This is a genomic window from Brevibacillus sp. NPDC003359 (genome assembly GCF_042878995.1).
GTDB lineage: Bacteria > Bacillota > Bacilli > Brevibacillales > Brevibacillaceae > Brevibacillus.
In genome coordinates this window covers 47,350-73,583 of the sequence record NZ_JBIAOR010000009.1, presented here as the reverse complement: position 1 = coordinate 73,583, position 26,234 = coordinate 47,350, and the positions used below count along the sequence as shown (strand labels likewise).

General features: G+C 49.9%; 18 protein-coding genes and 1 pseudogene. 16 read left to right on the top strand and 3 right to left on the bottom strand.

Translation table 11 applies throughout. The features are described 5' to 3' along the window. Positions 1 to 28 precede the first annotated feature (28 nt). From glpK to ACFYU8_RS20145, 12 genes and pseudogenes are all read left to right on the top strand, one after another. A complete protein-coding gene (gene glpK / locus ACFYU8_RS20200; protein WP_390302971.1) occupies positions 29 to 1,528 on the top strand; it encodes a glycerol kinase GlpK in 1,500 nt (499 codons plus the stop codon). Between the two features lie 147 nt (positions 1,529 to 1,675). Continuing rightward, on the top strand, positions 1,676 to 3,346 hold the full coding sequence (locus tag ACFYU8_RS20195; protein WP_390302974.1) for a glycerol-3-phosphate dehydrogenase/oxidase: 1,671 nt from the start codon (positions 1,676 to 1,678) through the stop codon (positions 3,344 to 3,346). A 13-nt stretch (positions 3,347 to 3,359) separates the two neighbouring features. After that, positions 3,360 to 3,914 carry a glycerol-3-phosphate responsive antiterminator gene (locus tag ACFYU8_RS20190; protein WP_390302977.1) on the top strand — a complete coding sequence of 185 codons (555 nt, stop codon included), beginning with the start codon at positions 3,360 to 3,362 and terminating at the stop codon, positions 3,912 to 3,914. A gap of 577 nt (positions 3,915 to 4,491) precedes the next feature. Beyond that, positions 4,492 to 4,701, top strand: a pseudogene (locus ACFYU8_RS20185) (proline dehydrogenase family protein); the annotation flags it as partial. 223 nt (positions 4,702 to 4,924) lie between these two features. Next, positions 4,925 to 7,300: a DUF7408 domain-containing protein gene (locus tag ACFYU8_RS20180; protein WP_390302980.1), complete on the top strand. Its 2,376-nt coding sequence runs from the start codon at positions 4,925 to 4,927 to the stop codon at positions 7,298 to 7,300. Continuing rightward, a complete protein-coding gene (locus ACFYU8_RS20175) occupies positions 7,297 to 8,223 on the top strand; it encodes an ABC transporter ATP-binding protein (RefSeq protein WP_390302983.1) in 927 nt (308 codons plus the stop codon). The genes ACFYU8_RS20180 and ACFYU8_RS20175 overlap by 4 nt, the downstream gene beginning before the upstream one ends. Further along, on the top strand, positions 8,220 to 9,080 hold the full coding sequence (locus ACFYU8_RS20170; RefSeq protein ID WP_390302986.1) for an ABC transporter permease: 861 nt from the start codon (positions 8,220 to 8,222) through the stop codon (positions 9,078 to 9,080). The genes ACFYU8_RS20175 and ACFYU8_RS20170 overlap by 4 nt, the downstream gene beginning before the upstream one ends. Positions 9,081 to 9,083: 3 nt before the next feature. Next, positions 9,084 to 10,811 (top strand): coiled-coil domain-containing protein, encoded by a 1,728-nt coding sequence (locus ACFYU8_RS20165; protein ID WP_390302989.1) that lies wholly within the window; start codon positions 9,084 to 9,086, stop codon positions 10,809 to 10,811. Positions 10,812 to 10,841: 30 nt separating this feature from the next. Then, a complete protein-coding gene (locus ACFYU8_RS20160; protein WP_390302992.1) occupies positions 10,842 to 11,825 on the top strand; it encodes an AAA family ATPase in 984 nt (327 codons plus the stop codon). Beyond that, positions 11,822 to 12,703, top strand: coding sequence for a DUF58 domain-containing protein (locus ACFYU8_RS20155; RefSeq protein ID WP_390302995.1), 882 nt, complete (start codon positions 11,822 to 11,824; stop codon positions 12,701 to 12,703). Before ACFYU8_RS20160 ends, ACFYU8_RS20155 begins: the two co-directional genes overlap by 4 nt. Before the next feature lie 16 nt (positions 12,704 to 12,719). Next, complete coding sequence (locus ACFYU8_RS20150; protein ID WP_390302998.1) at positions 12,720 to 14,594, top strand: VWA domain-containing protein; 1,875 nt, start codon at positions 12,720 to 12,722, stop codon at positions 14,592 to 14,594. Further along, on the top strand, positions 14,584 to 17,433 hold the full coding sequence (locus ACFYU8_RS20145; RefSeq protein WP_390303001.1) for a VWA domain-containing protein: 2,850 nt from the start codon (positions 14,584 to 14,586) through the stop codon (positions 17,431 to 17,433). The genes ACFYU8_RS20150 and ACFYU8_RS20145 overlap by 11 nt, the downstream gene beginning before the upstream one ends. A gap of 56 nt (positions 17,434 to 17,489) precedes the next feature. Here ACFYU8_RS20145 and ACFYU8_RS20140 read toward each other — a convergent pair whose 3' ends face one another. Next, positions 17,490 to 19,622 (bottom strand): multicopper oxidase family protein, encoded by a 2,133-nt coding sequence (locus ACFYU8_RS20140; protein WP_390303004.1) that lies wholly within the window; start codon positions 19,620 to 19,622, stop codon positions 17,490 to 17,492. 236 nt (positions 19,623 to 19,858) lie between these two features. Here ACFYU8_RS20140 and ACFYU8_RS20135 point away from each other — a divergent pair, with 236 nt between their 5' ends. Together ACFYU8_RS20135 and ACFYU8_RS20130 are read left to right on the top strand one after the other, a co-directional pair. After that, positions 19,859 to 20,623 (top strand): class I SAM-dependent methyltransferase, encoded by a 765-nt coding sequence (locus ACFYU8_RS20135; protein WP_390303007.1) that lies wholly within the window; start codon positions 19,859 to 19,861, stop codon positions 20,621 to 20,623. Positions 20,624 to 20,832: 209 nt separating this feature from the next. Then, on the top strand, positions 20,833 to 22,557 hold the full coding sequence (locus ACFYU8_RS20130; RefSeq protein WP_390303010.1) for a methyl-accepting chemotaxis protein: 1,725 nt from the start codon (positions 20,833 to 20,835) through the stop codon (positions 22,555 to 22,557). A gap of 315 nt (positions 22,558 to 22,872) precedes the next feature. Here the strand turns inward: ACFYU8_RS20130 and ACFYU8_RS20125 are convergent, their stop codons facing one another. Together ACFYU8_RS20125 and ACFYU8_RS20120 are read right to left on the bottom strand one after the other, a co-directional pair. Next, positions 22,873 to 24,012, bottom strand: coding sequence for an ABC transporter permease (locus ACFYU8_RS20125; RefSeq protein WP_390303013.1), 1,140 nt, complete (start codon positions 24,010 to 24,012; stop codon positions 22,873 to 22,875). Continuing rightward, positions 24,009 to 24,752 (bottom strand): ABC transporter ATP-binding protein, encoded by a 744-nt coding sequence (locus tag ACFYU8_RS20120; RefSeq protein ID WP_390303015.1) that lies wholly within the window; start codon positions 24,750 to 24,752, stop codon positions 24,009 to 24,011. The genes ACFYU8_RS20125 and ACFYU8_RS20120 overlap by 4 nt, the downstream gene beginning before the upstream one ends. 215 nt (positions 24,753 to 24,967) lie before the next feature. On the opposite strand from ACFYU8_RS20120, the gene ACFYU8_RS20115 reads away from it, so the two are divergent. Next, positions 24,968 to 25,387: a hypothetical protein gene (locus ACFYU8_RS20115; protein ID WP_390303018.1), complete on the top strand. Its 420-nt coding sequence runs from the start codon at positions 24,968 to 24,970 to the stop codon at positions 25,385 to 25,387. 109 nt (positions 25,388 to 25,496) lie between these two features. Further along, positions 25,497 to 26,141: a SurA N-terminal domain-containing protein gene (locus tag ACFYU8_RS20110; RefSeq protein ID WP_390303021.1), complete on the top strand. Its 645-nt coding sequence runs from the start codon at positions 25,497 to 25,499 to the stop codon at positions 26,139 to 26,141. Positions 26,142 to 26,234 lie beyond the last annotated feature (93 nt).

The following is a 26,234-nucleotide window of genomic DNA, read 5'->3' as shown; positions in this document are numbered from 1 at the left end:
CCATATGAGTGAAGGAGGAATAGTTGTCATGGACAATAAATATATGCTTTCCCTCGATCAGGGAACCACGAGCTCTCGCGCTATTTTATTCGATAAATCAGGTGCCATTATCGGTGTTGCCCAGAAGGAATTCACGCAAATTTATCCGAAGCCGGGTTGGGTGGAGCACAATGCGGAGGAAATCTGGGAATCGCAGTTGGAGGTTTTGAAAGCGGTTTTACTGGAGAATCATGTGAAACCGGAAGAAATCGCAGGGATCGGGATTACTAATCAGCGGGAAACAACCGTGGTATGGGATAAGCACACAGGAAAGCCGATTCACAATGCAATTGTATGGCAAAGCAGACAGTCCATCGATATTTGCAACCAGTTGAAAGAGCAAGGTCATGAGCAAACCGTTCGCGAAAAGACAGGATTGTTGATTGACGCCTATTTTTCCGGGACGAAGGTAAAATGGCTGCTCGATCATGTGGAGGGAGCACGGGAGCGAGCCCGGAAAGGCGACCTCTTGTTTGGAACCATCGATACGTGGCTGATTTGGAAGCTGACCAATGGCCAAGTTCATGTGACCGACTATTCCAATGCTTCGCGCACGTTGATGTTTAATATTCATTCCCTGGAGTGGGACGACGAGCTGTTGAACATGCTGCAAATCCCGAAAACCATGCTGCCAGCTGTCCGTCCTTCCAGCGAATTGTACGGCTACACAGACGAGAAGCTCTTCGAATTCCAGATTCCGATTGCCGGGATTGCCGGAGACCAGCAGGCAGCTTTGTTTGGGCAGGCCTGCTTTGCGGAAGGGCAGGCTAAAAATACGTACGGAACAGGTTGCTTCATGCTGATGAATACCGGAGACAAGGCAGTTGCATCCCAAAACGGGTTGTTGACGACCATTGCCTGGGGAGTGGATGGCAAGGTAGAGTACGCCCTGGAAGGCAGTATTTTTGTGGCTGGTGCTGCGATTCAATGGTTACGTGATGGACTCAAGCTGATCGAAAAATCATCGGATTCGGAAAAGCACGCACTGGCAGTTGACGGCACAGATGGCGTCTACATGGTTCCTGCCTTTGTTGGCTTGGGAGCACCGTACTGGGATATGGAAGCAAGGGGTGCAATCTTCGGCTTGACCCGTGGAACGACGGAAAACCATTTGATTCGTGCAGCATTGGAATCTCTGGCGTATCAGACGCGGGATGTGCTGGAAGCGATGGAGGCGGATTCCGGCATCCGGCTGCAAAAGCTGGCGGTAGATGGTGGAGCCGTGGCGAACAACTTTTTGATGCAGTTCCAGTCTGATATCCTGAATACAGAGGTCGAGCGTCCGCGTGTCAATGAAACGACTGCGCTGGGAGCTGCTTATCTGGCTGGGCTTGCTGTCGGCTATTGGGGCAGTAAGGAAGATATTGTCAACAATAAAGTAGTAGAACGCTCCTTCTCACCGGATATGGCGGAGGAAGTGCGTCAGGAGCTGTACGCAGGTTGGAAGCAAGCTGTTACGGCAACGATGGGTTACAAGATTAGGCATTGATTTTTGCGTAAAAGAGGTCTAAAGTTAAAGACAAGTTAATCATGCTGTGGAGACTACGGAGACAGCCAGTATCAGAAGGGCAATGACATTGCATTGCTTCTTTTGGATATTGGCTGTCTTTTTCTTTTAGAGAGGATGAGAAGAACGATGAACGATCAACATGCATTATCATCAAGTCAACGCCAGGCTTGTCTGGATAAAATGGCAAACAAACAACTCGATCTTTTGGTGATTGGCGGTGGGGTGACAGGAGCAGGAATTGCCCTCGACGCAGCCGCGAGAGGTCTGAGCGTCGGACTCGTGGAAAAACAGGACTTCGCCGCGGGCACCAGCAGTCGCTCTACCAAGCTCGTTCATGGAGGATTGCGCTATTTGAAGCAGGGCGATGTACAACTGGTGCGGGAAGTAGGCAGGGAGCGAGCCATTTTGTATCGCAATGCTCCACATATCGTCATCCCGGAAAAAATGATTTTGCCCATCGTGAAAAATGGTACCTATGGCAAGCTGGCTACTTCGGTTGGCCTGTATGTTTACGATGTGTTGGCTGGAGTCGAACGAAAAGAACGTCGCATCATGCTGAACAAAGAGAGAACTGTGGAGGCAGAACCGCTTTTGCGCCGAGATATTCTCAAGGGTGGCGGACTCTATTTCGAATACCGGACAGATGATGCTAGACTTACGATTGAGGTCATGAAAACAGCAAGCTCGCACGGGGCACTGTGCGTGAATTATACTGAAGCTACTGGTTTTATTTATGAAAATGGCAAGGTCATCGGGATTCGCGCCAAAGATTTGACAACGGGTGCAGAATACTCCCTTCATGCCAAAAAAATTGTCAACGCAGCAGGGCCATGGGTGGATCAGCTTCGAGAAAAAGACCAATCCCTGTACGGCAAGCGCCTCCACCTGACAAAAGGTGTCCATCTGGTCGTTCCGTATAACAGGCTGCCGTTGAAGCAGGCCGTATATTTCGATGTATCCGATGGGCGCATGCTGTTTGCCATTCCGCGTAACAACAGTACGTATATCGGTACGACCGACACGAATTACAAAGGTGTACTGGAACGCCCAACGGTGACGAGAGAAGACATGGAGTATGTATTGAAAGCAGCAAACGAAATGTTTCCTTCCGTGAAGCTGACAGAACAAGATGTCAGCTCCAGCTGGGCAGGACTCAGACCGCTGATCCACGAAGATGGCAAGTCTCCTTCTGAACTGTCACGCAAGGACGAGATTTTTTATTCCAAAAGCGGGCTGATTACGATCGCAGGTGGAAAATTGACGGGCTTCCGCAAGATGGCCGAGCGCATTGTGGATGTGGTGGTCAAGCAGTTGACCGAAGAAGAGGGCAGAGCATTTGGAGCATGTCGGACAGACAAAATCGTTCTCGCTGGCGGAAAATTTGACTCGGCAGCCAAGATTCCTGTATTTGTGAAAGCACAGGCAGAGCGGCTTCGCCAATGGGGAATCACCGAGGAACAAATCCGCGTTCTTGTCGGGAAATATGGAAGCAACAGCGAGCAAATCATATCGATGTGCCTGGAGCTTTTGACACAAAATGCTCAAAATGTGTCTCCGATCGAAGCACTGCTGAAAGCAGAACTGAGCTACGCTGTAAAAGAAGAAATGGTCATGACCATGAGTGATTTTCTGATTCGTCGCAGTGGCAGACTATTCTTCGAGAGGGATACACTGGAGCCTGTGTATCGAATGGTGGGAGAAGAGCTCGCTCATGAGCTGCAATGGTCAGATGAGAGGAAAGAACATGAAATAAAAGCGTTTGAAGAGGAATATCATCTTGCGAAAACATTTCAATAGGGGTGATTCGTGATTGGCAAACCAGATCAATCAAGTCATACTTCCTGCCGCCCGGACATTAAAAGAGTTTGATGAACTCATGGAAAGTTGCTACGAGCGCATTATTTTGCTGAATGCCCATGTAGCGCAAGTAAAGCCATTGGGAAAACGGGCCAGATCGTTCGGGAAAAAACTGCTGATCCATGCTGATCTCATAGACGGCTTGAAGTCTGATGAATATGCGATGGAGTTTCTTGCGCAAGAAGCACAGCCCGAAGGAATCATCACCACACGGAACAGTGCCATTCTTGCCGCCAAGAAAAAAGGGCTCATTTCCATCCAACGACTTTTTCTCATTGATACGATGGCATTAGAGAGCAGTCTTACCCAGCTTGCGAGAACCAAACCCGATTACGTCGAGGTTTTGCCAGGAATCATTCCCCATCTGATCGAAGAAATTACTGTGCGAACCCAAATCCCGGTCATCGCTGGAGGCTTTATTCGCACGAAGGAAGATGTAGATCGTGCCCTTCAAGCGGGTGCAACTTCTGTAACAACGTCTCGCAGAGAATTGTGGACGAAATCATAAGGCATCAAGATTGTCAAAAGCCGGTCATTCCTGCTCGTAGGAATACCGGTTTTTTTTGTGTTTGTTCGTAAAGGAAAATAGGTAGATGGCGGTGATAGAAGAGGTAGGTAGATACCCTTTTATTTGGATAGAGGTCAGTAGTCTATGCGGATGAACGTCACCGTGCATATACACATATAGTCAGCAAAAAATAAGAGGAAAGAAGGCGGTTGCGTGAATTATCAAAGCTCTCAATGGCAATCATCGTATTCTTCGCGGGAAGGGCATTCTTCTTATTACCCTTGGCAAAGAGATAGGGAACGGCCACCAGGATGGGATCACGGCAGAGGAAGAGACTGGGGCAGCAGCCATGGCGGCAGGAGAGATTGGGATAGACCTTTCCGGAGTTGGGAGTTTGACCATAGAAGGAGATGCCCGGACCACTGTCGTTGGTGCCCTCCTGGCTGCTGCGGACGCCCTCGCTAAACCTTCTTTACCTTCGAAGTATAGAAACGGATTAGGAATAGAAAGGAGCCAAATCTTGAGGCGTATCTGAGATTTGGCTCTTCCTTTTGCAAAAGAAAAGGAAGGCTAGACAGAAGTCGAGCTATTATACGGGGTTCGCCCAGAACTGGCTCATGCCTTGCGAGAAAAAGGAGTTCCGGTGCGCCTGTACCTCACATATGGGACAGAGTGGTACTTGTACTTGTGTCATCGACTGGCGGAGCACCCGCCTCATGTGCATCAGGCGATAGCGGATATGTTTGATCCGGCGAGGCTTCTGGATGTAGGGTATGGCATGTCATAGAAGAATTACGAGAAAACGTCAGAGCATGACCCTGACGTTTTTTCTAGTTGGGCGTGCCTGTGATTCCCCGAGATCCAATTCATGCAAATCCTCTTGTACGTGGCGATCCATCGACTTCATTTTGAAAAAAAAACTGTAGCTATTTGTTAGGAAATAACGTCAATATCTGTATGAGAAGAAAAGATAGAAAGCCAAAAGAATGGTCCGTGGAGGTTTTGAACGAATGATAACGGCGCAGTGTAAGCGGTGGCTCCTGGCCTTTTGTGCGTTCCTCCTGTTGGTAGCAGGTGTTCCTTTAGGATTAACGGGAACAGCCTTGGCAGAGGGAAACATTCAGCTGGGAGTAACAGTCGGAATTGAAGGAAAGTACAGGAATACGGGGATGGTACCCGTTATGGTCACGGTGAGAAATGGAGGGGCGGATATCGAAGGAGAGCTGTTTGTCGCCACGGGGGAACACGGAGACAGTCGCTTTGCAGTTGCCAATTATCAGCCGGTTTCAATTGCAAGCGGAGTGACCAAGCAGGTAACGATTGTTGTTCCTGGCTCAGAGCTGTATAGCAGTTCTTTTGTAGCCTTGATGCAAAATGATAAGATCATCGCGCAAACTCCGGTAACAGGCGTTTCATACAGCGAGGATACGTTGATGATCGGCGTGTTGGCAGAAAATCCCGACACAGCTAACTTCCTTGGTGTACTACCGAAAGGCTCTATTCATAACCCTGTCCAGCTCTTGACGATGAAGGCAGACAATATGCCTGTGACAGGTACTCAGCTCCAGATGATCAATATGCTCGTTATCAATAATTTTGCTTTGGATTCATTGAATGAACAGCAGATCAAGGCGATTCGGGATTGGACGAATTCTGGCGGGATGCTCATTTTAGCCGGAGGAGCGCAATACAAGAAAGCTGGAGGCATTTTGGCTGACTTGTCGCCAGTAGAAGTGACTGGAGTGACGAGTGTACAGACACTCTCTAGGTTAAAAGTGGATAAGACCAATCCGATTGCACTGACATCCCCCTTTACTGTAAGCAATGGGACATTGAAGGCAGGGAAGGTTCTGTACAGCGAAGGCAATATTCCGCTGATGGCTGTCCATAACGTGGGAGCCGGAAAAGTATTGTACGTCGCCTATGATTTGGCGGCGGAACCAGTAGCCAGCTGGGCAGGAAACAGTCGCTTTTGGGCAGATACATTAGTGAAGGCTTTTGGTTCTTCCATCAATGCTTCAAATAGGAGCATGATCGACAACGTATGGCCGCTTCGGGATGCTGCTGATCGAGTCCCATCCTTGAAAATTCCAGAGGTTGGCTGGTTCGCAGTATTTTTCGGAATTTATGCCCTTCTTGTAGGGCCAGTTCTTTTCTATATTTTGCGGAGAGGCCGCAAGCAAAGCTATATGTGGGTGATCGTCCCTGCCATTTCGGTGTTGGCGGGAATCGGAATCTTCTCGATTGGTGCCATCCAGCGGGGGGTGGGTGTAAAGTTGCACCAGGTAGGTTATATTGAGCTGCAAAACAACGGACAGGCGAATGCGATGAGTGTAACCGCATTATTCGTACCGAGTAATGACGACTATCGTTTGACTATAAAAGGAGAGGGTATAACCCAACCCGTCACTGAAAGAAATAATATCGATCAAATTCCGAAAACGTGGATTTCCATGCAGCCAGATCAGACCCATATCGATTTCCGCGATGTAGAATTCTGGTCGATGCGCAAGGTTGCGACGGAGCAATCCTTACCGGACGTAGGAAAAATAGAATCGAACCTGTCGTATGAGAACGGCGCCCTGAAAGGAACCGTGACGAACCATACGAAGTACTCGCTGAGAGATGTGACGATCTCTACTGGTATGCAGGTACAAGAGTTTCCACAGTTGGCGGCTGGCAGCAGTGTCGAAGTGAACTTGCCGTTTGCCCCTCAACAGCAAGCAAAGCGGAACCAGCATCGGAATAATACGACGCATGCACTGCCGCAGCACATGCAGTCCAATGGCTATGATAGACAAATGCGTGAACAAGTCATCGTGGAAATGCTCGACATAATGGACAGACGCGGGGGTCAGTCTGAAGTGGTAAAACTCGTGGGTTGGACCGATGAGCAAGTTGTAGAGGCTGTCGTACCGAACGAAAATACGGAGAACAGCAGCATTGCGATGGTTACTTCGACGCTGCAAGTGAACCCATCCAAGGACGGACAGATTTATTATCCGACGGGGTCATTTGATGTGACGATGTCGGGCAGCTCAGTTCCGGTAGATGATTTCGGAGATGGCTTTAGACTTCCAGCCGGGGATATTACCTTTGACATCAATCTGAATCAGGAAGGACAGAATCTTGCCATCACCAATTTGTATCTGTACACCTGGTCAGAGGATAATACGACATTTGAAAAAGAGGTTTACAACTGGAAGACAAAAGCTTTCGAACCATTTGAAAAAGCATTCATGAACAATGTCATGACAAGCGACAAGACAACGACTTATGTTTCGGGCGACGGCATTGTCCGCATCAAATTTGCCCACCAGTTTGAGGATGATCGCCACATTGGAGTTCCAAGTGTCAGTGTGGAAGGGAAGGTGAGCAAGAAGTGATCCAGATCCAAAATTTGCGCAAGCGATACGGCAAAATGGAAGCGTTAAAAGGACTTTCGCTCGAAATTGACAAAGGTACCGTTTTTGGTTTCGTCGGTCCGAACGGGGCAGGAAAATCAACGACGATGTCCATTTTGGCGACTTTATTGGAGCCAACCAGTGGGAAAGCATACGTAGGCGGCTACGAGGTGACCAAGTATCCAAAGGAAGTGCGCAAGTTGATCGGCTACATGCCAGACTTTTTTGGCGTCTACGACAATTTGACAGCAGAAGAGTACCTTGATTTTTACGGCGCGAACTACGATATTCCGGCAGCAGAGCGAAAACAAATCATTCCGCAGTTATTAGAGCTGGTGAATCTCACCCACAAGCGGGATGCCTACGTCGACTCGTTGTCGCGGGGGATGAAGCAGCGCCTCGGACTGGCTCGCTCGCTGGTTCACAATCCGGAAGTGCTCATTTTGGACGAACCGGCTTCTGGTTTGGACCCGCGTGCACGCATCGAGCTGCGGGAGATTTTGAAGGAACTGCGGGACATGGGCAAGACGATTATCATTAGCTCGCACATATTACCTGAGCTAGCGGAGATGTGCGACGTCATCGGGATTGTGGAGGAAGGCAATCTGGTTGCCTTTGGACGAGTCGATGAGATTTACTCGAAAATGCAAGAGCAGCGGGTATTGCGCATCCGCCTGTTGGATCGGGTTGATGAAGCAATGACGCGCTTGCGTGAGATGCCCGTCATTACCAGGGTGACACGCGAAGGGAACTGGGTCGTTGCAGGCTTTTCAGGCAATGACGAAGAACAGGTTGAGCTGCTGCGGGAGCTTGCGGTGTCAGGCTATCCTGTTGCCGCGTTTAATGAGGCAGTTGGTGATTTGGAAGAAATCTTCCTGGAAATTACGAAAGGGGTGGGCTCATGAGCGACTTGAGACGATTTCGCAACCCTGTCTTGTTCAATGAATGGAAAATGCGGATGCGGACCAATCGGTCACCGTGGATCATCCTGCTCTATTTGCTTGTTTTGGGCGCAATGACGCTCACGCTGATTTTCTTTATGACAAACGGCGGCAGCTACTACAACCCGAATGATACACGTGAGCTGTTCATGATGCTGTCTGTGTTTCAGCTCGGGACGATTTGCTTCGTCGTGCCGGGACTAACCTCAGGTGTGATTTCCGGTGAGCGCGAACGCCAGACGTTGAGCGTACTGTTGACCACGAATGTCAGCGCCACTCGACTGATTTTAGGCAAATGGCTGGCGTCGCTCAGCTTCATGACCTTCCTGGTCATTGCGACTATCCCGCTCTATGCCATCGTCTTTTTGTATGGAGGAATATCACCTGCACAAGTGATCAAGGTGTTTGGCTTTTACGTCATTACGATGTTTGGTATCGGCAGCATTGGTGTGCTCATGTCCACGTTGATCAAACGGACAGGTATCGCTACGGTCGTCACTTATGCCGTGGTGTTCGGATATGCGATCGGATCGAGCATACTGGCGGAGATTATCAAAGAGTTCATTCGGTACCAGCGCCGGTCGGGTGGCATGTCATCCGCGACCATGCCGGAATGGCCTGATCTCCTGCATAATCTCAACCCATTGTTTGCGATGATAAACATTTTTAAAGAAGGGCCGCAGATCAGGTTTGGGAACGTGGACCCGTACGCAGTTTACTGCCTGTTTTTCGGGATCGTTACACTGATCTGCCTTTTACTCTCCATCTATCTCATTCAGCCAGTGAAACCGAGATTTCGCAAAGTAAAAGAGGAGCAATAAGCTATGTTTACCTCTAAATCGAACGACGAGCTGAAGCCACTGCTTGCACCCATTCGAAAGCAACTGGGCTTGCGTGTATGGATACAGCAGCTCATTGTCTATGGTTTGTGGGGAGTGGGGGCGAGTCTTGTGCTCCTCCTCCTTGCCCGCATATGGCCGATTCCGTTTTACCAATGGATCGCGATTGGGCTGCCAGTGCTTGTTGTTATCACAGGTCAGGTGCGTGCGCTTTGGATGCGCCCTACATGGCTCCAATGTGCGCAAGTGGCAGACGGTAATGGTTTGGCCCAGCGAGTGGTCACAGCATGGGAGAATCAAGACAATCAGTCAATGGTAGCGGGTATGCAGAGGGAAGACGCTCTGCAGCATCTGTGTAAAAATTTGCCACAAATCGTAGAGAGCGTCCGCATCTGGTCGCTGGTCCAAAGAAAGGTGTATACCACAAGCAGCTTGCTATTGGTGTGCTTGGTGCTGTTTCTTTGGCCGAATCCCCAAGACTTGCGGCTAGCCCAGATGGCAGAGGAAAAGAAAGCAATCGCGCAGGTTGAGGAAGAAGTAGAGGCAATTAAGCAGGACGTGAAAAAGAACACAGGCCTAACCGATGCGCAGAAAAAGCAGCTGGAGGAAATGCTGGAGCAGGCAAAACAGGCTCTGGCGAAAGCTGACGACCCGGCAGAACGTCAAAATGCACTGCGCGCTGCCGAAAAGCAATTGGAGAAGGTCAGAGATGCAGAGCAACACAAAGAAAAAGCGCTGCAAGCACTCCAGCGCAGCTTGGGTAATCAAGAAGGGACACAAGCCTTGGCTGGCGCGATGGAAGCAAAAGACCGACAAGCGATGACGGAGGCCTTGGCACAAATGGCAAAAGCCATGGAGGGCATGCCGCAAAAAGAGCGGGAAGAGATCGCCCGCGAACTCGCTAGTGCAGCAGAGCAATTGAAAAAAGAGGCAGAGTCTGCCGACTCGCAGGAGCTGGAGGATATCGCCAAACAACTGGCGGAGGCAGCCGAGCAAACAGCCCAAGGACAAGTACCTCAGGCAATGACTGCACTCGAGAACAGCTTGATGCAAGCCATGACGGGCATGCAGCAATCTCAGCAAGCCATGCTCGCAGCTATACATGCCGCGGCTTCGCTCAATCAGTCGCAGATGACGCTTGCCAGTGCAGGCGCACAAGCAGGAACTGCTGGAGCGAGTGGAGCGGGGGCAGGTACGGCAGCAACGGGACAGGCGACGCCAGCATCGGGGTCACCCGGTAATCAGCCAACTGCGGCAACACCGGGAACAGGAGCCAATCCAAGTCAAGGGGCGAACCCGGCAAACCAGCCTGGAACTAATGGCTCGGGGCAAGGGAATGGCAACGGAAATGGCAACGGCAACGGCAACGGTAACGGCAACGGCAATGGCTCTGGCGGTCAAGGAAGCGGTCAAGGAAGCGGTCAAGGTGGCGGGGCAGGGTTAGGAAAAGGCAGACACGAACTCGTTACCGTCCCGGAAGGTCGCATAGGTGGAGAAAACGGACCTGTTGATACGGTAGGAGGCTCACTCGGGTCAGGACCTTCCCAGTCGCAGCAAAGCGGAAACACACAAGTCTCCTCCGGTGGAACGCTGCCGTACGAGGAAGTGTATGGTCAATATGAGCAATTTGCCCGCGAGAGTATGGAAAAGGGCAGTATTCCAGGAGATTATCAACAGATCGTGAAGGATTATTTCAGCAAAATAGAGCCTTAGATCATTCAACAACAGGAAGGAGACACGGCGATGGCGCAGCAAACGCTAGAGGATTGCTTGCAGCGAGTAGAGCTTGTCAGGCAGGAAATTGGAAAGGTAATGGTAGGACAAAAAGATGTGGTCGAGCAACTTCTGTGGGCCGTGTTTGCAGGTGGACATGCGCTTTTGGAAGGCGTTCCCGGATTGGGTAAAACGCTGCTTGTTCGGACATTGTCCCAAGCCTTCGAGCTGTCTTTTCAACGGATTCAGTTCACACCGGACCTGATGCCGACAGACATTACTGGAACGAACATCCTGTTAGTCGACGAGAAGGGACAGCAGTCCTTCCAGTTCCAGCGTGGTCCGATCTTCGCTCATGTCGTGCTGGCTGACGAAATCAACCGGGCGACGCCGAAGACACAAAGTGCCCTGTTGGAGGCCATGCAGGAGCGAACGGTTTCAGCCGGGGGAGTGACTCGTCTGCTGCCGGAGCCGTTCTTCGTTCTCGCGACACAGAACCCGCTGGAGCAGGAAGGGACATACCCTTTGCCAGAAGCGCAAATGGACCGCTTTTTATTGAAGATCGACGTGCCGTATCCGACGGAAGAAGAACTGAAAATGATCGTGCGCCAAACGACCACGAGCCAGGTGATCACCGTGGAAAAAGTGGCTTCAGCCGAGCAAATTGCTGAGATTCAGCAGGCAGCACGTGAAGTGCTGGTAGCTGATGTGGTACTGGATTATGCCGTGAAGCTGCTTTTAGCGACGCATCCGGGCGAACAGGCGATTGCCTCGGTGAACAAATATGTGCGCAACGGCGCAGGGCCGCGTGGTGTGCAGGCGATTGTCTCCTTGGCAAAGGTACGTGCCCTGTTGGCTGGCCGATACAATCTAGCGTATGAGGACGTGAAAGCAGTTGCTCTGCCAGCGCTGCGCCATCGTATTTTCCTCAATTTTGAAGGAGAGGCAAACGGCATTCGACCAGACCGCGTCATTATGGATATTCTGGACGAACTGGGGACGCAGAAGGTATGAATCAACACCTGCTTGATCCGTCATGGCTCGCCAGACTGGAGCGAATGCAGATGGCTAGTCGCAAAGCGGTCAGCGGCAGCCAGGCAGGAAAGCGAAGGGCGAGACAGCTGGGCAGCTCCATGGAGTTCGCAGACTTCCGGGCGTATGTTCCCGGCGATGATTTGCGGCAGCTCGATTGGAATGCGTATGCCCGTTCAGGTAAGCTGTTCTTGAAAAAGTACTTAGATGAAACAGAGCTACATGTGAACTTGTATATCGATTGCAGTCGTTCGATGAGCTACGGGCAACCGAACAAAATGGCACGTGCTGTCGAGATTGCCGCGGCTCTGGGCTATTTGTCCTTGTGCCACCTCGACCATGTGTCGGTCTATGCATTTGACAGCCGCATTACGGCAGCACTTACCGGGCTGCAAGGGAAGAGCCAGGCGCATCGCTTTCTCCGCTTCTTATCTTCCCTGCAAGAAGGTGCGGCAGGTAATATTCAAACGGCAATGCGCCAGCCAAGGGCGGTCAGCGGCAAAGCAGGCATATCCATCGTGCTGTCGGACTTTTTGTTCGAGTCAGGCTATACGGAAGGCATCGCGTATTTGCAGGCGGCGCGACAAGAGGTCACGCTGGTTCAGGTGCTTTCCAAAGAAGAGCTTGCACCCGAGTATGCGGGAGAGCTGCGGTTGATAGATTCAGAGACAGGGCAGGCAAAAGAAGTATCCCTGACCAGCCTTTTGATGGAAGAGTACCACAAGAGCTTGCGAGATTATCAACAAGAACTGTCCGCGTTTGCTTATGGAAGAGGAATTGCCAGTGTCAGCGTCGAGGCCGAACAATCGCTGGAATCAATCGTCTTCCATGTCTTTCGTCAGGCCGGCTTGATTCGCTAGAGAGGAGAGAGACAACATGCAGTGGATGGGTTTGGGCAACTTGTGGTTTGCGCTGATTATCCCGGCCATCATCGTCCTCTATCTGCTCAAGCGAAAAGTAGAGGATCGTGTCGTACCAAGTACGCTCCTGTGGCAGCGCACGATGCAAAACTGGGAAGCGGTGAAACCGTGGGAAAGGCTGCGGCGCAACCTGTTGTTGCTGCTGCAACTGCTCGCTGCCTGCTTGCTCGTGCTGGCTTTGCTACGACTGGCGGTTCCCACTGAGGGAATCACATCCGACCATACCATTATAGTCGTGGATACATCAGGGAGCATGACGGCGAAGGAAGGGAACGAGACGCGGCTGGAACGAGCCGTGTCACAGGCAAAAGCGCTCGTAGAGAAGCTGGGAAGCGGACAGACGATGACCCTCATCGAGGCAGGGCGTGAGCCGAATGTTTTGGTTTCCAAAAGTGCAGACAAAGAGCTGCTCTTGCAGGCCATTAAAAAGCTTGCGCCTTTTTCCGGGACATCCGATCAAATCGCAGCCTTGTCATTGGCAGGAGCCATTGCAGAGAATGAACCAGGCAGTGGAGTGGTTTGGATGGGGGACGGAAGCGGGGAGCGCAAGTGGGATGGAGGATCAGTTCCTGCTTTTTCCGGGAGCTTTCAGTTCATGCAGATGGGAAGCACCCGCGAGAATACTGCAATCGGCGTTTTTGTGACCCAGCCTACGGAAAAAGGGATAGAGGGATTGCTGCGGGTGGACAATCACGGCAGCATGCCTGCAAAAGGAAAAGTTACTGTTTTTGATGAGCAAGATAAGCTGCTGGATACGGATTCTTTTGCGATTGGAGCAGGTAGCTCCCAGACCTTTTCGTTTCAGAAGCTGGCGGTGTCTAGCGTCTATCGTGCAGTCATCGAACCGGAGCAGGACGGACTTTCCCAGGATAATGTCATGTGGAGTGTGCCATTTGCTGCGGGGAAGGGAAAAGCAGTGTTGTATTCGCCAGAAGGGAACCGTTTCTTGCATCAGGTGTTGCAGACCGTTGGCAGCCTGGAGGTGGAAACGGCTCAACAGGCATCGGATGCAGCGGCGACTGCGCGTGACCTGTGGGTTTTTGACGGAGTAGTGCCAGACAAGCTTCCAAAAGGAAACATCCTGTTGATTGCACCGAACAAGAAAACAGAATGGTTGCCCCTTGCTGGAGAAAAAGAACTGGATCAACAGCCAAGACCAGTAACCCCGGATGACCCGCTTCTCAAGCATGTAGATTGGCGGGATGTGCACGTCGCCAAAGGATACGTATTGGACGAGATGCCTGGTATGAAGTCATTGGTACGCGCGGGCGATGTCGATCTGGTCAGAGCCGGGATCATGGACGGTCGACGAATAGTCATTATCGGATTTGATTTGCATGCATCGGACTTTCCGCTTCGTCCTGCTTTCCCGATTTTCATGCAAAATGTCGTCAACTGGCTGTCTCCTGGTCAATCGGCCCCTATCCCCACGGCACATCCGGGAGAGGTCTTGACCATCCCATTTTCACCGGGAGCGACAACACGTACCTTGACGTATCCGAATGGGCACCAGCAGTCTCTAACGGAGGACGCCACGTCCAAGACGATGCAGCTACCGGAGTTGACCGGATTGTATCGCCTTGACGAAGGGATAGATACAGGGACCAAAAGTACGTATTTTACTGTCCAAATGAATGAGGAAGAATCGAATATTACACCAAAGTCTGTGAGTGTTGTCCGGAAGAATGCCCAAGGACAAAAGGAGAGTGAGGAAGCAACAGCGACTGATACAACAGGAGCGCTGGGAATGAAGGAGCTGACCTATTGGTTGGCGGCGTTTGCTCTCTTGGTGTTATTGGTGGAATGGAGGGTGTATCAGCGTGGGTATTAACTTCATACAGCCGCTATTCCTGTTGCTATTGCTTCCCGTTGCGTACGTCATCATCAACTGGTGGGGACGTCAAAAGCAAATGCCCGTCGGCAGAAAGGTGACAATCGCTACCATTCGCTCGATCCTGTTCCTCCTTCTAGTTTTGGCGTTGGCAGGGACCCAGCTGCTGACACCAGTCCAGGCCAAAACGATTGTGTTTGTTGTAGATCGATCGGCTTCCATGAAGGACGATCCGCGGGTTCTCTCCTTTATGCGCGAGGCGATCGGGCAAAAGCAGGCAGAGGATAAGTATGCTGTTATTGCAGTAGGTGCGGAGGCGGCGGTCGATCAACCGTTGACGACACGCCAGGAGGTACAGCCCTTGGGCGTGGATGTCAACCGGAATGCTACCAATTTGGCAGAAGGAATCCGATTGGCGTCTGCCATGATCCCTACCAATGCCAGAGGAAAAGTCGTCTTGCTGACAGATGGTTTGGAAACAAACGGAGATGCGGCACGGCAGACGAGACTGGCGAGGGAGCGTGGAATCGCTGTAGAGGCCGTTTCCTTGCAGCAGCCAAATGGGGATGAGGTCGTTCTGTCTTCGGTACAGGTACCGCAAAGATTGTATGCGGGAGAGGAATACGGCATCACTGTTGATGTGGAAAGTACGATAACGACCGAGGCAACCCTTCGCCTGTATGAAGGCAATCGCGAGGCAGGCCAGCAAACCGTACAGATCGACAAGGGCAAAAACCGTTTCGTTTTTTCGCAAAAAGCGATGCAGCAGGGCTTCCATCGCTATCGCGTGGAAATCGAGCCGCGACAAGATACTGTAGCGGCGAACAATCAAGCTACAGCCTATACGCAGGTAGCCGGGGTACCAGTCGTACTCGTAGCCGAAGGGCATCCGGGTGCCGCCAGCAACCTCATTCAAGCGCTGGAAGCGGGCAATATCAAGGTGGAGTTGCGAGATCTTGCACTGCTACCAAAGGAGCTTGAGGGCTACAAGCAATTTGCCTCCATTGTACTGGCAGATGTGCCCGCTACCAGCATGACTGATGCGGATATGGAACGCATGCGGACCGCTGTACGTGATTTAGGCATTGGATTGATTATGACAGGCGGCAAAGACAGCTTCGGCATGGGTGGCTGGTTCCAGACACCAATCGAAGAGGCATTACCCGTTCACATGGATTTAAAAGGGAAGGAACAGCTCCCTTCGCTCGGCCTCCAACTGGTCATCGACAAGTCAGGAAGTATGAGCGCGGATGCCAGAGGTGCGGATAAGATGGCTCTGGCTAGGGAAGCTGCGATTCGAGCGACAACCATGATGAATGCACAGGACTACATTGGGGTGATCGCCTTTGACGATGCGCCATGGGATGTCGTAGCTCCACAGTCCGTCACGAAGCTGGATGAAATCCAACAGCAGATCAGCAGAATCCAAGCGGATGGCGGGACCGATATTTTCCCTGCCTTAGAGCTGGGCTATGAACGTGTAAAGGCGATGAACACGCAGCGTAAGCACGTTATCTTGCTCACAGATGGGCAGTCTGCGCTCGACGACGATTACGAGGGTCTGTTACAACAAATGACGGCTGAAAATATTACCGTTTCAACTGTGGCGCTGGGTGAAGATTCGGATAGATCGCTGCTGGAGATGATTGCCGAGTTCGGGAAGGGCAGATTTTACTTTGCAAACGATGCCGAATCGATCCCGAAAATCTTCAGTAAAGAAACAGCCTTAGCCAGTCGCACGTTTATTGTGGAGAAGCCCCAAGTACCTGGCTTTACAGGGGTGGGAGCATGGCCTACGCTGAAGCAGTCATTGCCACCGGTGCGTGCGTATATAGCGACGACGCCGAAGCAGACAGCAGAATCATCCTTGATGAGCGCTGACGATGATCCGATTCTCACCCGTTGGCAATACGGTCTGGGGCGTTCTGTCGCCTGGACGAGTGATCTGGAAGGTAAGTGGTCACCGGACTGGGTAGCTTGGGGAGGAAACAGCCGTCTGTGGAACGAAATCACGGCATGGACTTTCCCACAAATTACGGAAGGCACTTGGAAGACGAACACGAGTGTGAATGGTGCAAAAGGCAATGTGACGGTTACGATGCCAGCCGGTGGAAGCCTGCCTCAAGAGATGGAGGCAGTTGTTCTCAATCATGAGATGAAGCGCGAGGTCATCAAGCTTAAGCCGGTTGCGCCAGGCGTCATGGAGGGTGAATTCGAGACGGCTGATCCGGGAACTTACATGATTCAGATCTCACAAAAAAATCAAGGCCGAGTCACGGCGAGCCAAACGACAGGATTGACGGTTTCTTATTCACCCGAATATGGAATGCCTGCCGATGGAGAGAAAGAGCTTCAAGAATGGTTAAGTGCCGGTGGAGGGAATCAGATCACCAAACCGGAAGAGGCTTTTGGCGGCACGCTTCCCGATAAATGGGACACACAGTCGATCAGTGAGTGGTTGCTGATGTTGGCGGCTTTGCTGCTGCCAATCGATATCGCCGTTCGCCGTCTGCAGTTGCCGGATCAGTGGTGGGCAAGGCTTTCTAATCTGTGGAGACAGCGCAAGTCCACGTCTGCCGATGCTGAACAGCAGGCAGTATTGACTCGCCTCGGCGAGAAGCACTCCACGACAAGACGGACACGTGAAGACCGGACAGATGACCAGAAAGTCGTATCTGCTCCCCCTATTCATCCGGTAGGGACGCCTGGAAATCGGGTGAAGCCAGCGGCTGTCAAGAATGAGCAGGCAAAAGAGAAACCGGAGAAGCAAACACAGACGCAGCCTGACGAAACGCTAAACAGATTATTGGCGGCCAAGAACCGGAAAAAGTCTCAGTAACCAGAGAATAAAAGAAAACAGCAGCCTGGCGAAAATCGCTACGGGCTGCTGTTTTCTTATTGGTGCTGCTCTTTATACACCAGCGGGATTGCCATGCCAAAAACGGTCTCACCTTTAGGCAGGCTCTCTTCCATCGATGCACCAGGATTATTCGCGCGGAAAGCAACTTTATAGGTTTCACCCGGCGCTATCTGGAGAGTGTCCGTCCACCATGGACTTCCTGTTACTTTTTTGCCGTCCCGGCTCAAAATGAGCATGTGATGGCCGTGCAGATAAATCGATTGATCCTTGAAGCTGCGGTTGACGAAGGTCAGCTTTATGAGCTCGCCCTCTTCAATTATCATGCGTGTAACAGGAAGCAAGTCGCCATTTACGGTCGACAAATGCTCGAACTGACCGTTATAAAACCCGTACTGCCCATCGATGAGCAGTTGATATTCCCGATCAAAATGGGAAGAGAGATCAAAGGGAAGGGCATTCGGACTGCCGTAGCGTGCAGGGTCAAAGACAGAAAGCTCTGCATCGATGAAGGGCACAGCATCTTCGGACCCATCTGGACTTAGCAGTAGCCCTTTGTCATGCTGGTTTGCAGCAGGAGCAAATAGCACGGGACGATTGGGCATCGTAAACTGAATGTCGTATCGACCGCCTGCCCCCGGCTGCAAGGCTTGATTGGCAATCAAATTCGGTTCGTTTACCTCGGTTCCGTCAATCGCTACTACCTGAAAAGGAGTTCCTTGCAGTAAATAGCTAACAGGAGCATTTTCGGCGTTTATAAATCGAAGACGAACCGTTGTCCCAGGAGCAATCGTTTCGTTTATTCGCGTATGTGAGCCGTTTAACGTCGCGCCTGCCTTTTCGTCCTTGTGATGAATCATGGCGATATCGCGGATAGGGGCTCCCGTAGCTGTAGCTTCCGCTGGCTCGATCACAAGGGCACCGAACAGCCCATTCACTACTTGCCCAGGAATTTGCTGATGAGAATGATACCAATACGTTCCTGATTGTTCTGCGCGAAAACGATAAACAGATTTATCTCCTTTTGCAATGCGATTATCGCTAGCAGGAGTTTGCATACCATGCCAGTGGATGTCTATCCCTTCGGAAATATCCTTGTTCATAAGGGTGATTTCAACGAGCTCACCTTGCTTCATACGCAGCTCAGGTCCGGGATATTGACCATTTAGGGTCCATGCTTCTACGGTTTTGCCTGATGCTTGAAGGATGCTTGTTTTCTGTGCGCTCAGCGAAAACGTTCGATCAGGCTTTCCTTTGTTTGGTTCTGTTGGTTCATTGACACTTCTAAGTATCCCTGTGGACGGCATCGAATGGGCACTTGCCGTTACAGGGAAAACGAAATCGGGGAGAGCGTGATCGTTTTGATTCTGACCTCGCAAAGGTGAATGATCGGAAAGGCGACTCGCTATCATCGCTTGATTTCCCCACATCGTCGCAATAAAAGCAGTCACCAAGAGAAACGCGGCAAAACGGATAAAGCGGAACAGACGACGTGGTTTTACCCAATTTTCCGCAGTGGAGTGGTATTGATGCTTCCACGATTGCCGAATCCAGATCAGGGAGACCCCAGCTAAAAAAACACCCCAAGCGAGAAACAAGATGGACGGCTCCAGCGTAATAGCCGGAAAGAAGACTTGAAGGAAGAGTGCAATTAGACAGCCCAAGACACTTGCTTGGAGCGGAACGAGCAATTCGGGGCAAGATGCGTCTCCTCGCCACTCGGCGTCTAACGTGTCGTCTAGATCCGATATGTTGGCTTTTGCAGGCCTAAAATTCTTCTCGTGTAACAAAATTCGTGTATATTCCGTATCTACTTGTGACTGCCTCGACTCTCTGCCTCCTTTCCCGGCCAACTCCCACAGTCGTGGAAAAGTAGAGAGCAGGCAGCAGAGCAATGGAACAAAAATAAAAGGTAAAAAGCCAAGCAGATTATCCTTTATGTAAAGCCAACCAAAGGATTCAAACAAAACCCACGTCATCACCAAATGCCCCGCAAATACAAAAAGGGCAGACCATGAAAAACATAAAGTAATGCGAGCACTGCTTATGAAAGCCCGTTTCGTTGGACGGAAAACGAGCTGGTTTGCCATCATTGTCGGGAGCAGCATGACGATGAGAAGGACCAGAAACAATCCTTGATGAATCCCGGCAAGCACTTCAAAATCAGCCATGATCAGTTCCTCCTGTTTACCAGTTCGATACTAATGATATAGAGAAACGGTTGAAGACCAAACGTACCGAGGCAGTATTTTCACTCCGCCTTAAGTCGGAGAAGTGCACTTGCTTGGAAAGGAGACTTTTATTCATGTCCTTTGATTTTGTACAAACATAACAACGCGCTCGAGCTCCTCCTGCCTCGTCTGGAATGGACGCGAACAGACTGGTATAAACGAGAGGAGAAGCAGATATGGAGAAAAAGGATTGGATCAAAAGCTTTCAAGAAGAAATCGAAGCACCATTCGCTGGGTGGGATTTTGCCAGATTGACTGCGACGGGCAGGATGCAGGATGCACCACTGGGCTGGAACTACGTAAATATCGTGAAAAACCACATGGACGGTATTTGCTCTATGCTGGATATGGGGACAGGTGGTGGAGAACTGTTTTCTACGCTGGCGCCGTTCCCTTTGGAGACGTATGCAACAGAAGGCTATGAGCCGAATGTAGCCGTGTCAAAAGCCAATCTGGAGCCTTTGGGTGTTCGTGTGTTTGCCGTAGATGGGGAAGAAATATTGCCTTTTGAGGATCAGTCACTCGACTTGATCATCAATCGACACGAAGCTTATTTGGCATCAGAAATGAAGCGCCTGTTGAAACCAGGGGGCACATTTATTACCCAGCAAGTAGGCGGCCAAGACAATCTCGAGTTGAATCGATTACTGGGCGCTCCGATCCCGCAAGACTACTTGCACTGGAATCTTGCCTATGCAGTGAGTGAACTGGAGGAAGCCGGTCTTACGGTTGTGGAGCAAAAAGAGGAAATGAGCTTTTCACGGTTCTACGACATAGGTGCCATTGTTTACTACTTGAAGGCAATCGAATGGCAGATTCGTGACTTTACTGTAGAAAAGTACGCCCATGCCTTGCTCGATCTGCATCAGAAAATCGAAGAGGTGGGTTATATCGATATTCCTACCCATCGATTTCTCATGATTGCCCAACAAAAGTCCTAATTAAATCACTACCGATTGTCGATAAGACTGGTAGGGAGTGTTTAGGAAAAGCACCCTTTTTGGGTGCTTTTTTTATCGAGTGGCACCGTGTGAGAACAGCAATGCTGATCCTTTTACGAAAAGGCAAAACCTCCCGCAACAATGCGTCCGCCCCCTGTGGGTGGTCCACAGTACACATATCGTAACCGGCGAAGGAGAAGTGAAACAGGATGAGTAAGAGCTTGGCAACACGGGTCGTTGCTCTTGTAGCGGTGATCATAGCCGTCATGTTGGCAATCAATATTGTCATGATTTACCAAAATAGCGTAACCACTGTTGAAAAGACACTCTCACGCTCAAGCATCAACACAGCATTGCATATCTCTCAAGGGCTTGATTCTGAATTGGTAGCGAAATTTATCTCTCAACCACAAGAAAGTGATGATTACTGGAAGATCCGCAATAATTTGCTTGATTACACCGAAAAGACAGGTGCCCTTTATGTTTATATTCTTCATGCAGACGGTGAAAAGGTAAAGATTATGGTCGATGGAACGGCGAAAGGAGCAGAGGGAGCATCTACAATCGGTCAAGAGACGACCTCTACCGGCATGGCTGAAATTGCTCCTGCTCTTGAAGGTGGCTCAAATAGCACGCCAATCGTCAAAGACCCTGTGTACGGGGACTACCTAAGTGCATTCGCCCCAATTGAAGATTCATCTGGTCAAGTGATTGCCGTGCTTGGTGTGGATACGGCGGCAGACAAAGTTGAGCTGATTAATGATCAGGTTTTGGATGAAACGATGCCACGCATCATTATCGCGATGATTGTCGTAACCATCATTGCTTTGGCTGCTGTATTCTTCTTGATCAAAAAGATGCTGCGTCCACTGCAAGTTGTACAAGAGGCGTCTATGCGTATCGCTTCTGGTGATCTCACGTCTACAAATATTTCTGTTTCCAACAAAAAAGACGAGATTGGCCGAATTGTCGTTGCTTTTGGTGAGATGACGACTCAGCTTCGTCAAATCATTGGCGGAGTAAAGGAGACAACCGAGCAGATTGACAGCATGGCGAATTCCATTCGGGAAGGGGCCACTTCCGTTCGTGAACAAAACAAAAATATCGTAGTCACCAGCCAGGAGATTGCCCAGGGGAATGAACAGACTGCAACTGCGATGGAGATGACGGTGCAAACTGTTCAAGAATTCCTGAGCGAGCTGTCTGAATTGAATAAGGCGATTGACGAAATGGATACGGTATCCAATCACGTGTCCGATATCGGAGAGAGTAGCTACAAAGTATTGCAAGAGTTTTTGGCAGATGGAACAGAGACGAACAAACAATTTCATGAAGTGCAAAATACAATGGCGATCCTCGAAGAAAAATCGAGCCGAATCAACGACGTGATTGAAACGATTCAGCAAATCGCTGGACAAACCAATCTGTTGGCGTTGAATGCAGCTATCGAGAGTGCGCGTGCTGGTGAAGCGGGCAGAGGCTTCGCTGTGGTAGCGGGGGAAGTTCGGAAGCTGGCTGAACAGACAGGAGCGGCAACACACGTTATCCAGGAGAGCATCAAAGACATTCAAGATCAGGTAAGACAAGCTACGGAAAAGACAAATGCGACGCTGGATCGCTACAACGCGGGTACAGAACGTTTGGATTCCGTCACACAAGGTATTACGGCTCTGTCTGACATGACGCATACCTTGAAGACTTCGCTTGCGAATGTCATGGCAAGCGTAGAGACGATGAAGCAAGGTCAGAACAAGGTGAATGAATCCGTGTTGACGGTTACTGCAATCTCGGAACAAACAGCAGCAGCGACCGAAGAAGTATCTGCTACGATGCATGAGGTCAGTGGAAACGTTGATCAGTTCGTGTCTGAGACCGAGCAGGTGACAGACAGCATTCAGGAGCTACGTAGCAAGGTCGATACGTTCCGACTGTAAACTGATTCCTTTATCTATCAATAAAAAACAGCTCTTCTATTGGCAGAATGGTGCCGAGAAGAGCTGTTTTTTTTGTGGCTGTAGTGGAGGGAAGAAGCGCATTTCCAGTCTACGCTTCGGCCTTGTGGGTTGGGACTGTCCGCTCCGGGCTGAATGGCGGGAGCCGCTTCAAAAGTAGTAGTTTCGATGAGGTATTCGCAGAGTTGAAGCTAAAACCGCTCCCTCCATTCAGTCCTCCGCTTTGTCGGGCTCCAGAGGCGCTTGGACTGGAAATGCGCTTCTTCCACGCAACTTTTGATAAAAAGCATTCTTTATCTATACTAACCCAATGAGCACAAGCACTACACCGTGCAAACCCAACAGAACCATACGCAGCCAGCTAAAAGCCTGTCTCATCTGACCATTCCGAATCGGAAAGATCGCATATCCGTTGCGCATTTGTTGATGGCGCCAGAGACTGCCGATCTGGCTGGCTGTCATGAAGATAAAGAGCAGGCCAGCTATGATTTTTGCATATGGACCGGGCAATATGAGAACGACGAAGCCTGACAGTAGGATGAGTCGGAAGTACATGCCTGCGAAGTCGCCAGAGCGAATAAATTTTTTGGCAAACAATTGACGTCCTGCGGTTGATTGACCGTAAGGCAGCCATTTCGTCAGGGAAATGAGCCACGAGCGTGACTTCACCTGGTGTTGCATGGCAGGGACATCCCTGAAGTTGTTCACGAACTGATAAAAGCGGTGGCGCAGGCCGCTCTCGATTGCCAGCAGGCGATACCATTGTATGGAATGATTTTTCTTATAGGTCAACATTCGCGAATGGAGCCAGATCAAGAGCGCTACGCAGATCAGAACGCCAAATGGGATAGGACCCAAGCGTAAGAATTGCCCTTCACTCAATACCCAAGCGAGAAGGAGGTACGAAAAGACAAATCTAGCGAGCGTATATAATCCGATCTTCTTCTGATCCGGCAATCGCAACAGTACCCAACTGCTGTAAACATTCCACCCCTTCAAGAGCAGGGGAATGCCCCAATAAACCCACAGCTGCACGCCTTGTGCGCCTACGACCCCTGTATACATAGGCATCAGCAGAAGCAGGACGATAAACACCACCATGCTCTGAATGGCAAAATTGTAGACGAGCGCCTTCCGAAAATAGCGATCCAGTCTTACTTCGTGCGGAGTCAAAAAAAGCAAATCCGCTTCCAGCAAAAACGTGCGCAGGGGGCTTCTCACGACGACGATTGCAATCACGAGAGCCATGGCATAAGGCAAAGGGAACCAGGGTGGGATCATCGCGATGATGCTGCGGTAGTAGAAAGCGAGCAAGCCCATCAAAAAGATCGCGACGAACATCAAACCGCCATTGGCCATGTACTGGGCATACCGAATGAATTCTACTGAAAAGGCATGGAACCGTTTGCGAAATAATTGATCTACGTCTATTTTCACTTTCCGTCATCCTCTACGATATGCAAGTATATGTCGTCCAAGGAGCTATCTGGGAGCCCTGTAATACTCCGAAGCTCCTCTAGCGTTCCTTGGGCTCTAATCTCGCCTTTGTGCAAGATGATGAATCGGTCGCAATGCTTCTCGGCGGTCGCCAAAATATGTGTGGACATCAGAATGCCAGCCCCTTGCTCCTTGCAACGGTTCAACCACGTGAGCAGGGAACGAATCCCCAGAGGGTCCAGCCCCAGGATCGGTTCATCCACGATGTACAGAGGCGGTTGTACGAGCAACGCCATCATGATCATGAGCTTTTGTCGCATACCTTTGGAAAACTGCTGGGGAAAGCGGTCCTTCATTTCTTCCATGCGGAATTCTTTTAAGAGAGGACGTGCTCGTTCATAAAAAACTTCCTGGTCCAGCCCATGGCTCATGGCCATTAACTCGATATGCTCCCACAGCGTAAGCTCTTCGTAATAAATGGGAGACTCGGGGATATACCCGTAAGACAAACGATAGTTTTCGGGGTCTGATTGAAAGGTCTTCCCCGCAATGCTGATTTCGCCTGCAATTGGTTCCATGAGTCCTAAAATATGCTTGATTGTCGTGCTTTTGCCTGCGCCATTCAGCCCGATTAACGCAACAATTTCTTTTTCGCGTATGTGAAAGGAGACGTCTTTAATTACAGCGTGGTTGTAAGAGTACCCACCCGTTACCCCTTTTACCTCCAACAAGGTTGTCATGGTATCCTCCTTTTTGAATAAATGGTCATGACCGTTTATTTGCGAGAAAAGCTAGATAGTCTACCATCTATTTTAGCTGAATTCAGGATTTGGAAATACATTTGTTTACCGCCTTTTTTTACACGAGACTGAACAAAAGGGATAACCATACAAGCAAGGCTCCTCCTTGCAACATAAACAAGTAGTATAAAGGACGGACGGGGGAGGTGGAATCTATGACAGCGGGACCATATGAAAATCAGAAAGATATAGATCAGCATATACAACGCATCTATTTGAAATTAGACAAATTCGAAGAACGAATCGATCAGCTTGAAGGACAAATGATTGTAGTCACGAAATGGTTGGAACGAATTGAACATCGATTGGGACGCATGGAGGATGTGCGTTATGATGTACTGCAAGTTTTGAACAAGCTGCAGACTGAGTTTGAAATGAAGGTAGAGAAAACGGAAAAAGACAAAGATATCATCTTGCAATTACTGAATAACGATAACCGGGACAAGGAAGCACTCGCTCAGTTCATGGAAATAGAAAAAGACAGGAAGCAAGAACGCTTTTTACAGGTTTGGGCAGTTTTAGGTCCTGTCATCGCCTCCGTTCTCTCCTCTTTTTTCACCCGATTTTTTATGTAGCGCATAATATGTTTAAAATGTGGAAAAGTTGTGTAATACGCTTTCCATTTTTCTACCGTAACTTCTTTCTATACTTGGAGGGCAGATTATAGAAAGAGAGGATATCCAAGTGAAGAAGTTTGATATTTCCATGCTTTCGGTTGCCATATTATTAACGGGGTTAGCTGTTTTAGGGTTTTATCAATCATGGGCAAAAGGCAATGACCCTGTATTGGTAACCGCCGGCGATACCTCCATTACACAAAATCAGCTTTACAGTGAAATGAAGAAAATGTATGGAAAACCAATGATACATGAACTTGTTGCGGAAGCGTTAATCAAGCAGGAAGCCAAGGCGCAAAACGCCGCGGTAACGCAAGAAGATATGGATAAAGAGATTGATTCGATGAAACAACAGGTAGGTTCACCTGAGGCATTCCAAAACTACTTAAAAAGCATGGGAATGACCGAAGCCCAGCTGCGGGATAAGCTGAGCGTGCTCATGACACGGGATAAATTGCTGGATAAAGCATTCCCGGTCACCGAGGAGCAAGTCAAAACCTATTACGATACAAATAAAGAACAGCTGGGGTCACCGGCACCTGAGTTTGATAAAGTAAAAGATCAGATCAAGATGATGCTGACTGACCAAAATCGCAGTCAGAACTACGGTACCTGGTTAAATACGATTCAGGAAAAACACAAAGTAGAATGGTTAGACCCTTCCTTTGACGATGCAGAAGTGCCAGGTGATGCACAAATACCTGCTCCATAGTGTAGAACATATATAGAAAGACCTTGTCCTCTTAAAATGAGTACGAGGTCTTTTTTCTGTGAAAATGGTCATGACGGTTTTGTTTAGTATTGG

Coding starts and splice junctions, on each gene's coding strand:
- glpK (WP_390302971.1), top strand. CDS start 29: ATGGACAATAAATATATGCTTTCCCTCGATCAGGGAACCACGAGCTCT.
- ACFYU8_RS20195 (WP_390302974.1), top strand. CDS start 1,676: ATGAACGATCAACATGCATTATCATCAAGTCAACGCCAGGCTTGTCTG.
- ACFYU8_RS20180 (WP_390302980.1), top strand. CDS start 4,925: ATGATAACGGCGCAGTGTAAGCGGTGGCTCCTGGCCTTTTGTGCGTTC.
- ACFYU8_RS20170 (WP_390302986.1), top strand. CDS start 8,220: ATGAGCGACTTGAGACGATTTCGCAACCCTGTCTTGTTCAATGAATGG.
- ACFYU8_RS20165 (WP_390302989.1), top strand. CDS start 9,084: ATGTTTACCTCTAAATCGAACGACGAGCTGAAGCCACTGCTTGCACCC.
- ACFYU8_RS20160 (WP_390302992.1), top strand. CDS start 10,842: ATGGCGCAGCAAACGCTAGAGGATTGCTTGCAGCGAGTAGAGCTTGTC.
- ACFYU8_RS20155 (WP_390302995.1), top strand. CDS start 11,822: ATGAATCAACACCTGCTTGATCCGTCATGGCTCGCCAGACTGGAGCGA.
- ACFYU8_RS20150 (WP_390302998.1), top strand. CDS start 12,720: ATGCAGTGGATGGGTTTGGGCAACTTGTGGTTTGCGCTGATTATCCCG.
- ACFYU8_RS20140 (WP_390303004.1), bottom strand. CDS start 19,622: ATGGCTGATTTTGAAGTGCTTGCCGGGATTCATCAAGGATTGTTTCTG.
- ACFYU8_RS20135 (WP_390303007.1), top strand. CDS start 19,859: ATGGAGAAAAAGGATTGGATCAAAAGCTTTCAAGAAGAAATCGAAGCA.
- ACFYU8_RS20130 (WP_390303010.1), top strand. CDS start 20,833: ATGAGTAAGAGCTTGGCAACACGGGTCGTTGCTCTTGTAGCGGTGATC.
- ACFYU8_RS20120 (WP_390303015.1), bottom strand. CDS start 24,752: ATGACAACCTTGTTGGAGGTAAAAGGGGTAACGGGTGGGTACTCTTAC.
- ACFYU8_RS20115 (WP_390303018.1), top strand. CDS start 24,968: ATGACAGCGGGACCATATGAAAATCAGAAAGATATAGATCAGCATATA.